Source organism: uncultured Megamonas sp., assembly GCF_958438645.1.
Classification (GTDB): Bacteria; Bacillota; Negativicutes; order Selenomonadales; family Selenomonadaceae; genus Megamonas.
In genome coordinates this window covers 1-11,021 of the sequence record NZ_CAUBSM010000022.1, presented here as the reverse complement: position 1 = coordinate 11,021, position 11,021 = coordinate 1, and the positions used below count along the sequence as shown (strand labels likewise).

At 33.2% G+C, this 11,021-nt stretch carries 6 protein-coding genes; all 6 read right to left on the bottom strand.

Going from position 1 to position 11,021, the window contains the following annotated elements:
• Positions 1-23: 23 nt before the first annotated feature.
• The 6 genes from Q5I67_RS10300 to Q5I67_RS10275 all read right to left on the bottom strand — a co-directional run bounded on the left by Q5I67_RS10300 (position 24) and on the right by Q5I67_RS10275 (position 10,957).
• The gene (locus Q5I67_RS10300) at positions 24-2,321 is read right to left on the bottom strand and encodes a 4-alpha-glucanotransferase (RefSeq protein WP_302487262.1); all 2,298 of its coding nucleotides are present in this window, start codon (positions 2,319-2,321) and stop codon (positions 24-26) included.
• A gap of 140 nt (positions 2,322-2,461) precedes the next feature.
• Entirely contained in the window at positions 2,462-3,904 is a 1,443-nt protein-coding gene (gene glgA, locus Q5I67_RS10295) for a glycogen synthase GlgA (protein ID WP_302487261.1), read from the bottom strand.
• Positions 3,905-3,976: 72 nt separating this feature from the next.
• Positions 3,977-5,989, bottom strand: a complete 2,013-nt coding sequence (glgB, locus tag Q5I67_RS10290; RefSeq protein WP_302487260.1) for a 1,4-alpha-glucan branching protein GlgB — start codon at positions 5,987-5,989, stop codon at positions 3,977-3,979.
• Between the two features lie 25 nt (positions 5,990-6,014).
• A complete protein-coding gene (locus Q5I67_RS10285; RefSeq protein ID WP_302487259.1) occupies positions 6,015-8,474 on the bottom strand; it encodes a glycogen/starch/alpha-glucan phosphorylase in 2,460 nt (819 codons plus the stop codon).
• A gap of 191 nt (positions 8,475-8,665) precedes the next feature.
• On the bottom strand, positions 8,666-9,772 hold the full coding sequence (glgD, locus tag Q5I67_RS10280) for a glucose-1-phosphate adenylyltransferase subunit GlgD (protein WP_302487258.1): 1,107 nt from the start codon (positions 9,770-9,772) through the stop codon (positions 8,666-8,668).
• A gap of 15 nt (positions 9,773-9,787) precedes the next feature.
• Positions 9,788-10,957: a glucose-1-phosphate adenylyltransferase gene (locus Q5I67_RS10275; protein WP_302487257.1), complete on the bottom strand. Its 1,170-nt coding sequence runs from the start codon at positions 10,955-10,957 to the stop codon at positions 9,788-9,790.
• Between the last annotated feature and the right edge of the window lie 64 nt (positions 10,958-11,021).

Here is an 11,021-nt window from a genome sequence, read left to right as displayed (position 1 = left end):
TGTCTATCTCTACGTACATATTTCTATATACGCTGACTATTTTGTTTGCCTAACTCATGATTAAAATCACAAGTGTGCGGCTCACAATAATCAATATCTGCTTTATAATCTAAAACAATATCTTTTTTATTTAATAAATTGATTTCCACCAATTTTTCTGGTGATATAAGCATAGTATTGCCAGCAAAAGCAGATGGAGATTGATAAGGAGATGCTCCATAACCTACTGGATTTAAAGGGAGAACTTGCCATATCTTTTGTTTTGCCTTCACTAACCAATCAACAAAATCATAAGCTTCTTTTCCTAAATCACCAATACCATAATCAGATGGGAATGATGTTGGGTGCATGATAATGCCTGCTTTTCTAGCATATTCTATCTTTTCTTTTTCCTGTTCAAATACTAAAGCTGTAAGTGGTTCTATCTCTATTTTAGCTTTATTATCTACGATTTCCACATCAGGATACATACCAGTCACTTCATGTAATTTATGCTGACAAAAACCATGAACATTTATTTCTACTGTCATTGTTTTTTCCTGATGACGGTTTAAAACGACTAAAATACAATCATCTTGCATTTTTTGATTAAATCTATCTCTACCTAATTTAGTCGTTCTCATATATGCTAAAACATCATCTTGAGCATATATTGGTTCATACCAGCCAGTTTGCAATACAGGTCTATGATTACGTAGCGAAATCATGCGTGTAAAGAAATGACGTAAATTGCTATCTGCATCATCCCATTTATAACTTGCTCTATTATGTGGATCGCGATATCCTTGCATACCGATTTCATCACCATAATAAACTGATGGTACACCTGGCAATGTCATCTGCCAAGCAACAGCCAATTTCAAGCGAGCAATACCTAAACGCAAATGTGCATCATCTAATTTATATTTTGCCTGCACGCAAGCCGGCACATTTTCCACGCTTGGAGCTTCACCCAATAATGTCAAAACACGTTCTACATCATGACTACCTAATAAATTCATCATAGCATAGAGATTTTCTTCAGGATAATTTTCATGCTGATTTAAAATACTCACTTCTGTTTCTTGGGCAGTCTTTTGTTTTAAAATAAAATCTAAAATAATCTTACGCAATGGATAATTCATCGCACTATCCATTTCATAACCACAAAGATATTCACGATGAACATTATAGGCTATTTTATTTGAAGCATCTTCCCATACTTCGCCGATGATAACTGCATCTTTATCTAATTTCTTTAATTTTTGATAAAAGCAACGAGTAAATTTCTGTGGCAATTCATCAATTACATCTAAACGCCAGCCACTTATACCTTTGTCCATCCAAAAATTCATCACGCTATCTTCACTGCGAATGATGAAATCCATATATGATGGTGTCGTTTCCTTTGTATTTGGCATACTAGTAAAGCCCCACCAACAATCATATTTACGAGGATATTCTTTAAAATCATACCACTCATAATACGGTGAATCTTTGGATTGATACGCACCTACACTATCAAAATTGCCAAAGCGATTGAAATATATACTATCACTGCCAGTATGGCTAAATACACCATCTAAGATGATGCGAATGCCCATTTCTTTTGCCTGACTGCAAAGCTCAGCAAATTCTTCATTTGTGCCAAACATAGGATCAACTTGATGATAGTCCGCTGTATCATAATGATGATTTGCACGTGATTTAAAGATAGGATTAAAATATATTACCGATATTCCTAGATCTTTTAAATAAGATAATTTTTCTTTTATACCTTGAATATTTCCCCCAAAATAATCATAAGTGACAACATTTTTAGTATCAGGATCTAAATAATACATCGGTGGTTCATTCCAATCACAATGAAGCACTGCATGTTTTTTCCGCGGAATATAATTACCACTACGATAAAATCTATCAGGAAAAATCTGATACATTACGGATTTTTTAAACCAATCTGGTGTCTTTACATCTTTCTTAAATACGGTAATTTGATAAGATGGTGGTACTTCTATTGCTTCTTGACCGATTCCACCCATTTGAGCTTTGTTATTTCCATAATACAGCAATTTTCCATCAGCTAATTCAATTATAAAATAATACCAGACAAGACAGCCATCTTCCGGCATATCTAAATCTATAAAATAATGTTTTTCATCCCATGAAGATTTTTTTAAATTATAATATATCGAGCCACAAGATTCTTGCCACGTATGTAGACGTACTGAAGATATTTTATCTTTTAAATCAACATCTATAGCCAATCTCACAAAAGACTGTGTCGGCACTGCTCCTATAGGACTGCGATAATATGGATTTTGTGAATCATGAAAAATCATTTATCTTATCCCTCCCCTGACCAAATCTTTTAAATTATTTGCTCATAAAATAATTATCGCTTAATACAGACCTTATTTTGTTAATCAAGCAAAATTTCTACTAAAGTCGTATTAAGCGATAAAATTTAGCTTTAAGCCAATTATTCAGCTTTTAAGCTATTATATAATTCTTTATATTGTTTAGCTGATTCTTCCCAACTGTAATCAGCTGTCATAGCATTTTCAACGAGATGAATGTGTTTTCCTTCATCAGCAATGCCATCGATTGCACGTTTGATAGAGAATAATAATTCATGTGCATTGTAGTTATTAAAGCTAAAGCCATTACCAGTTTGAGTGTAATTGTTATATGCTTCAACAGTATCTTTTAAACCACCTGTAGCACGTACAATTGGCACAGTACCATAGCGAAGAGCGATAAGCTGACCAATACCACATGGTTCATATTGAGATGGCATCAAGAATAAATCACTTGCAGCATAAATCTGATGTGCTAATTCATTATTAAAGAAGATATTAGCAGATACTTTTTTTGGATAACGCCATACAAGACCTTTAAACCAGTCTTCATATTGTCTATCGCCTGTACCTAAAATTACAAATTGTACATTTTCATATTCAAGTAATTCATCTAAGATACGTGTAACTAAATCAAGACCTTTAGCTTCAACTAAACGAGTTACCATACCAATCATTGGAATTTTGCGATTTACTGGTAAGCCCAATTTTTTCTGAAGTTGTTCTTTATTATCACCTTTGATAGCAATTGCATTATGTACATCAAAGTTTTTAAAGATGTACTTATCTGTTTCTGGATCATAGTCTTCATAATCAAGACCATTGATAATACCAGATAAATCCGCATCACGTTTTTGAAGCATTCCTTCAAGACCTTCACCATAGTATGGATCTTGAATTTCTTTAGCATAACTGCGACTTACAGTAGTAACTTTATCAGAATATACGATAGCACCTTTCATAAAGTTGATATCATCGAAATATTCTAAGTCGCCATTATTAAAGTATTTCCAATCAAGACCTAATACATCTGGTAAATATCCTTTCCAGAAACGACCTTGATATTTTAGATTATGGATAGTATATACTGTTTTAATCTTGTTATAGCGTACATCTTTATTATGTTCGAGTTTTAAATAAACGCTAATTAAACCAGTTTGCCAATCATTCATATGAATAACATCTGGCCAAAAATCAATATGAGGAAGCATTTCAAGAACAGCTCTGCAGAAGAAAGTAAATCTTTCTACATCATCTGGATAACCATAATATCCTTCACGATAGAAATATTCTTGGTTATCAATGAAATAAAATGGTACATCTTTATAATCGTATCTATCAATACCTAGATATTTTTTACGCCAGGAAACATTGATTTCACCATCATAAATATGTTCCATATTATTGCGATATTCTTCTTTTATACCACTGTATTTTGGTATAACAACACGAACATCTACACCTTTTTGTTTTAATTCTTTAGGTAAAGAACCCGCTACATCTGCAAGACCGCCTGTTTTTACAAAAGGCACAGCTTCTGATGCTACATATAAGACTTTTAACACTATAACACAACCTTCCCCTACATTGTATAGCCCATATAATTAAATTATATGGGCTATAATTATCTACTAAAATTATTTCAAAGCGTAAGCTTTAGCCTTTTGATTCTGTTTAGATTTATTACCAGTAAGTTTTACAGTTTCTGGTTTTGTATTTTCAATTATCGCCTGTTTTTTAGTTTCAACTGGACGCATTTTTAATCTGAAATATACAGTACCAAGTGGTGGTAATGTAATTTGAATGGATTGATTTAAATTATGCCAGAATACATCTTCTGTTTTAAAATCACCTTCATTTAACACATTAGATCCACCGTATTCTTCTTTATCTGTATTAAATACTTCCTGATAAATGCCTTTTTCAGGTACACCGATACGATAACCATGACGTACTTCTGGAGTAAAGTTACATACAACGATGATAAAATCATCTTGGTCTTCAGCGTAACGAATAAAGGAAATTACACTATTTTCATTATCATTACAATCAATCCAGCGGAAGCCACGCCAATCAAAATCAACTTGCCATAAAGCTTTATGTTCACAATAGAATTTATTCAATTCTTTAGAGAATCTCTGCATTTTTGTATGCATTGGATATAATTCAGCTAAATGCCAATCTAAGCTGTCATCGTATTTCCATTCAATAAATTGACCGAATTCGCCACCCATAAATAATAATTTTTTACCTGGATGAGTCATCCAATAACCAAAGAAGGAGCGAAGACCAGCAAATTTACGCCAATAATCACCTGGCATTTTTTCAATCAAGGAACATTTACCATGAACTACTTCATCATGAGATAATGGTAAAACGAAGTTTTCGGAGAAAGCATACATCAAAGAGAATGTAATTTTATCATGATTCCATTTACGATAAATAGGATCAAGGCTCATGTATTTGAGCATATCATTCATCCAGCCCATGTTCCATTTATAGTTAAAGCCCATACCACCCATATAAGTTGGACGAGAAATCATAGGCCATGATGTAGATTCTTCTGCCATCATCAAAGCATTTGGATGATATTTGAAAATCGCTTCATTTAGATTTTTAATCAATTCCATTGCTTCAAGGTTACCAGTGTCACCGTATTTATTAGGTTCCCACTGACCTTCTTCACGACCATAGTTCAAATACAACATATTCGCTACAGCATCAATTCTAAGTCCATCAATATGATATTCATTTAACCAAAATAGAGCATTAGAAATCAAGAAGCTATGCACTTCACGACGACCATAGTCAAAATTAGTTGTACCCCATTGCCAGTTTTCACGACGTTTTTCATTATCAGATTCATATAAAGTTTCACCATCAAAACGACGAAGACCATGAGCATCATTGCAAAAATGCCCTGGAACCCAGTCCATGATGATCGCAATATTGTTTTGATGTGCTAAATCAACTAAATACATGAAATCTTTTGGTTCACCATAACGACTAGTTACTGCATAATAACCAGTTGCCTGATAACCCCAAGAACCATCAAATGGATGTTCACAAAGTGGCATAAATTCAATGTGAGTATAATTCATTTCTTTAACATAAGCGATGAGCTGTTTAGCTGCTTCTTTATATGTTAAATAATTACCTTCAGCATCACGACGCCATGAACCTAAATGCACTTCATAGATGAGCATAGGTTTATCATAAGAAGCTTCTTGTTGCTGTTTTTTCTGCCATTTTTCATCATGCCATTCATAACCGCGTAAATCATAGAGGCGAGAAGCTGTCTTTGGTTTCTTTTCAGCATAAAAAGCATATGGATCAGCTTTTAAGAAGCGTTCGCCGCCATTGAATGGTTCTATAGAATATTTATAAATTTCACCTTGTTTTAAATTAGGAATAAAAGTTACCCAAACTTCACCATCGGAAATCCTTTTCATCGGATTTTCATTGTAATCCCAATTGTTAAAATCTCCTACTACACTTATAGCTTTAGCATGAGGTGCCCATACAGCGAAGCGGACACCTTCTACACCGTCTTCTACTACAAAATGAGCTCCTAACATTTGATACGTATAGAAATTTGTACCTTGATGATACAAATACAAATCAAAATCATTTAATGCGGATACTTCCATATTCTTAGTTCTCCTTTGGAGTCATTTATTTTATTAAATTAACAGGTTCTACTTTCCAAATATCTTTTGCATATTCACTGATAGTTCTATCACTAGAGAAGATACCAGAATGTGCAATATTGATTAAGCTGGATTTTAACCAACCATAGCGATCAAGATATTTTTCTCTAATTTTTACATGAGCATCAATATAAGAGTTGAAATCTTTAAATACAAAATACTCATCATTACTATTGAATAAGTAGTTGTGTAAGTCATGGAAATCACCATTGCCTACAAATGGACCAGTCAATAATTCATCAACTACATTGTGAACTGCTGGATTTGTATTATATTCAGTCCATGCAGAATATAAACCATTTTTATAGTATTCCATTACTTCTTCTGCTTTTAAGCCGAAGATAACACAGTTTTCTTCTCCTACAGCATCGCAAATTTCCACATTAGCACCGTCTAAAGTACCAAGTGTAATAGCACCATTCATCATGAATTTCATATTAGATGTACCGGAAGCTTCTTTACCTGCAAGAGAAATCTGTTCACTAACATCAGCTGCTGGGAATAATTTTTCTGCCAAAGTAACACCGTAGTTTTCTAAGAATACTACATGTAAGCAATCATTTACATCTTTATCGTTATTAACGATATTAGCTACATTGTTGATCAAGCGAATAGTTTCTTTAGCGATGTGATAACCAGGAGCTGCTTTACCTGCAAACATATAAGTACGAGGCAACATTTCAGATTTAATAGATGGATTTGCTTTAATCAAATTATAGATATGCATTACATGTAAGATATTCATAATCTGACGTTTATAAGAGTGGATACGTTTAACCTGAATATCATATAAAGAATTAGGATCAATAGTAAATCCACTGCGACGTTTAATATGACCAGCTAAATAAATCTTATGCTGTTTTTTAACTTCTGCTAATTTATCAAGGAAAGATTTATCATCTTTATAATCTAACAAATCAATTAAACGAGATGGATCTTTACGCCATTTATCAGAGATAGCTTCATCGATCAAATCAGAAAGCTCTGGATTTGCAGCAATGAGCCAACGACGATGTGTAATACCATTTGTTTTATTATTGAATTTGCCAGGATAAATTTCATCAAAATCACGCATAGTATGTGCTTTTAAGATATCACTATGAATTTTAGCAACACCATTTACACTATGACTACCTACAACAGAAAGACGAGCCATATGAACTACGCCATCTTGAATGATAGATACTCTGCGTACACGATCTTCATCATTTGGATATTTTGCACGAACTTCGTCTAAGAAACGTGCATTGATTTCTTCTACGATCATATAGATACGTGGTACAAGATTTTTGAACATATCAATTGGCCAAGTTTCAAGTGCTTCTGGCATAATTGTATGGTTAGTATAAGCTACTGTATTTTTAGTAATATCCCAAGCAGTATCCCAGTCCATACCTTCCTGATCAATAAGCACACGCATAAGTTCAGGAATTGCCATTGCTGGATGAGTATCATTGATATGAATAGCAATTTTCTTTGCAAAATCTTTTAAATCGCCTTTACGACGTTTATAATGGCGAACAATACTTTGAACACCAGCGGATACGAAGAAATATTCCTGAGTTAAACGAAGCATTTTACCTTCATAGGAGCTATCTTCTGGATACAAACAAGAAGTGATTGCCTGTACACGATAAGATTGACGCAATCTTTCTTGTAATTGTTCTCTAGTACCAGATAATGAAGCAAAGTCTTGTGGTACTTCAGCATTCCAAAGACGAAGTGTATTTACTACATTGTTATGATAACCTACGATTGGCACATCATAAGGAACAGCAGCAACTGTATTATAACCTTCATGAACTAATTTTAAAGAACCATCTTCTTGTTGAGCCATATAAGCGTTACCGCCAAAATGAACATCAACTTCTTTGTCAGCTTTACGATATTCCCAAGCAAAACCATTTTTAAGCCAATTATCAGGAATTTCAACTTGTTGATTATCTATAATTTTTTGTTCAAAAAGACCATATTGATAGCGGATAGTACAACCATGACCTGGAAGTCCTAAGGAAGCTAAAGAATCGATAAAACAAGCAGCAAGACGGCCAAGACCACCATTACCTAAACCTGCATCTGGTTCTTGTTTAAAGAGTTCTGTAATATCAATATCCAAGTCTTTTAAGGCTTCTTTACAGATTTCTTTCATATCAAGATTGATTAAATTTGTATTTAATAAACGACCTAATAAAAATTCAATGGAAAAATAATACACTTCTTTGCATTTATTTTCTTCATAATATTTATTAGTCATGATCCAGTTTTCACTGATATACTGACGGATTGTTCTAACTAAAGTCTGATATAATTCTTCTTTAGTCAATTCATTCCAGTCTTTACCAAATAACATATTTGCTGTTTTTAAGAAATTTTTCTGTAATGAAGCTCTCTCTTCAATTTGCTTATTGATTATTCCTACACTCACTATTACTTCCCCCTATAAGTTTTTACCTTAATCGCACTACCCTGAAATAAAAACTTTATATCTATAAAAAACCAAAACCTATATATTAATATTTTATATTATATATATTCATAAATACAGTAATTATCTCATAAAGTCAACTTTAGAGATAATTACTATATTTTTTAACTTATTTAAACTTATTTTTTGGATTAAATAACTGTATTCTTTTCAATGATCAATGGATAATTTTCTGCACCTTTTAGCCATTTACCATCAGATACAATTACATTTTTATCGCAAATTACATTTTCTACTAGAGCATCTTCTTGTAATTCACAATTCTGCATGATTACACTGTTTTTAACTTGAACGCCTTTTCCGATTTTAACACCACGGAATAAGATACTGTTTTCTACAGAGCCTTCAATTACACAGCCATTTGCTACTAAAGAATTGCTAACTTTTGCTTGTTTTTTATACTGTACAGGAGCTTCATCACGAACTCTTGTATAAATTGGGTTGTAACCCATGAATAATTCTTCCCAAATTTCAGGTTCTAACAAATCCATATTAGTTTTGAAATAAGAAATTGTGGAACAAATTTCAGATACATAACCTTCATGTTGGAAACCATAAATATTTAAATTATCTTGATGACGTAAAATACCATCAATCAAGAAATCATAACCACCGCGTTCATATGCTGTACATACGATTTCCATAAATTTTTCACGAGACATTAAATAGATGCCCATGAATACTTTAGAATTTTCGTAAACAGCTGGACGATTTGCAATTTCAGTAACAAGACCATTTTCACTAGTTTGTAAAATAGTAGCATTATCTGGACGTTCTTTATTTTCAATATGATAAATCATAGTGATATCAGCCCCAGTATTCTGATGGAAACGAAGAGCTGTTGTGAAATCGATATTGTAAACGAAACGACTATTACAAATCAATACATATTCTTGTTCAGACTGTCTGATAAAGCTCATATGTCTATAGAAAGATTGTAAATTACCATTACGACTATCTTTATCCATTTTTATAGCAGGTAAATAGAATAAACCATCATGACGACGTGCTAAATCCCAATCTTTACCAGAACGGAGATGGTCTAAGATAGAACGAGATTTTGCTGGCATCATCATGCCGATTTTAGTAATACCAGAGTTAACCATACTGGACAAAGCAAAGTCTAACAAACGATAACGACCTGCAAATGGTAAAGTTGCAATTGGTCTTTTAGTTGTAAGTGTTCTTATTTGTTTATCATCTTCATATAAATCCATTATTCCGAGAACATTTTTCATAATTATAACCCTCACTTATCCCACATTTACATTTTCAGTTGCATCGGAAACAATCATTGGTCGTACAGTTTCGCCTTCAGGAATTACTACGATACTGCCATCATCACTGCCAACTTGAGCTGTTGCTTCAATTTTGCTATTTTGAGCTACAATAGCTTTTTCAACAACAGCATCTGCTTCAATTTTAGCAAATGGCATAATTACGGAGTTGCTTACTTTAGCACCTTTAGCAATACGTACGCCTGGGAATATAACAGAATTTTTTACTTCGCCACAAATCATAGAACCTTCACTTACAAGAGAGTTTTTAATTTTAGCTTTTGGTCCTACATAATGAGGTGGCATAGCCATATCTACGGAATATATTTTCCATTTACCATTCATTCCAAATGGTTGTTTTTCTTTTAATAAATCCATGTTAGCTTCCCAAAGGCTGTCGATAGTTCCTACATCTTTCCAATAACCTTCAAATGCATAGGAATATAATCTAGCTTGGTCAGCGAGCATTTTTGGAATAATATTTTTACCAAAGTCATGACTAGAAGTTTCATCTTTAGCATCATTTTCTAAGTATTCACGTAAGAATCCCCAACTAAAAACATAAATACCCATAGAAGCTAAATTGCTTTCTGGTTTAGCAGGTTTTTCGGCAAATTTAGTGATACGACCTTCTTTATCTGTGCTCATAATACCAAAACGAGAAGCTTCTTTCATTGGAACTTTAATTACACCGATTGTAGCTTCTGCTTTATTCATTTTATGTGCTTCAATCATTTTAGCATAATCCATTGTATAGATATGGTCACCAGATAAGATTAAAACATAATCTGGATTAGCTTTATTGATGAAATTGATATTCTGGTAAATTGCATCTGCTGTACCTTTATACCAATCTGCACCCTTTTCTCTAGCATATGGAGGTAAAATATATACACCACCATTTTTGCGGTCAAGATTCCATGCTTCACCAGTACCTAGGTATGTATGCAATTCTAGTGGACGATATTGAGTAAGTACACCTACTGTTTCAATGCCGGAATTTGCACAGTTACTCAATGGGAAATCGATAATACGATATTTTCCACCAAATGGCACAGCTGGTTTAGCTATATTTTTAGTTAAAGCTCCTAATCTACTCCCTTGACCACCAGCCAATATCATGGCTAAGCATTCTGTTTTTCTCATAATATAAAACCTCCTGAAAAAATAAACATAGTTTACACATTTTGTCAATTTAGATAAAAATGCA